This window comes from Vibrio sp. Vb0304 (genome assembly GCF_033338995.1).
Lineage (GTDB): Bacteria > Pseudomonadota > Gammaproteobacteria > Enterobacterales > Vibrionaceae > Vibrio > Vibrio alginolyticus.
The window spans coordinates 1-1,299 of record NZ_JAWOTT010000173.1; the positions used below are offsets into that span (position 1 = coordinate 1).

1 protein-coding gene is annotated in these 1,299 nt (G+C 44.4%); it reads left to right on the forward strand.

Features of this window, described 5'->3' with window-relative positions; translation table 11 throughout:
- Window positions 1-229: 229 nt before the first annotated feature.
- A partial coding sequence (gene gltS, locus R7P35_RS24740; protein ID WP_318093003.1) for a sodium/glutamate symporter occupies window positions 230-1,299 on the forward strand: 1,070 nt, incomplete at its 3' end.

A 1,299-nucleotide genomic window follows, 5' to 3' on the forward strand; every position in this document is an offset into this window, starting at 1 on the left:
ATCCGCAATTAGAGGTACTTCAGAGCGTGAGAAACTTACGACAAAACTCGCGTTTATCGCTGAGTGAGAATTTATTGAATATTAAAATCAAAACATTCTTATTTGGTGAGAATTAGAGTGGAATTCACCCTAGAAAAATAAGGACTCAATAGGCAACCTGATTGGATTCGTTACCTATCTCTCGTTGAAGCATTACTCAGCGGATGAGAAAAAGGAAAAAAGAGGTTTTATGAATCATGTTATTTCAATTGGCCCACAGGAGTCGTTTCTCGTCGCTATTTGTGTGTTGTTCCTAGGGCAATTTATCAACACCAAACTTCCAATTTTAAAAAAATTTAATATCCCAGAACCGATTGTTGGTGGGTTAGTCATCGCCTGTGTGATTACCGCAATGCACTTTAATGGCGTTGATTTATCCTTCGATTTACCACTGCAAAATACCTTTATGTTGATGTTTTTTGCCACCGTTGGATTAGCGGCAAACTACACCCAACTGATCAAAGGTGGTGCGAAGGTGTTTATCTTTCTCGCGGTGGCATCAGCGTACATTCTTATTCAAAACGCCGTTGGTGTGTCTTTGGCGACCGCATTGGGCTTAGATCCGCTAATGGGGTTAATTGCGGGTTCCATTACGCTTTCTGGTGGTCACGGAACAGGCGCAGCTTGGTCGCAGACTTTCCAAGATATGTACGGGCTACATAACGTACTTGAGGTTGCGATGGCATCTGCGACGTTTGGCTTGGTGATTGGCGGCATCATCGGCAGCCCAGTGGCACAGCGTTTGATAGACAAAAACAACCTAGAGTCGGAATACGGCCGTACAAATCAAAGTCACCAACGTTTTCCTGAACTCGTGACTTATAACGAGCACGAAGAAGACCGAGTTACTGCAAAGAAAGTGGTCGAAAGCTTGTCGATTATTTTGTTGTGTGTGACAGGGGCGGGTTATCTAGAAAACTGGGTGAGCAGCTTTGGCATCAAATGGTTGATGATTCCAGACTTTGTCTACGCGTTGTTTATTGGTGTGGTGATCACCAACATCATGGAAGTGACGAAAGTTCGCAAAGTCGACTTAGAAACCGTGGATATTCTCGGTACGGTTTCATTGTCGCTGTTCCTAGCAATGGCGCTAATGAGCCTAAAACTGTGGAACATTTTTGATCTAGCCATTCCGTTCTTGATCATCCTTGCCGTGCAGTCGGTAATTCTTGCGGTGTTCGCTTACTACGTGACATTCCGCGTCATGGGCAGCAACTACGACGCGGCGGTAATTTCTAGTGGGCACTGTGGTTTTGGTTT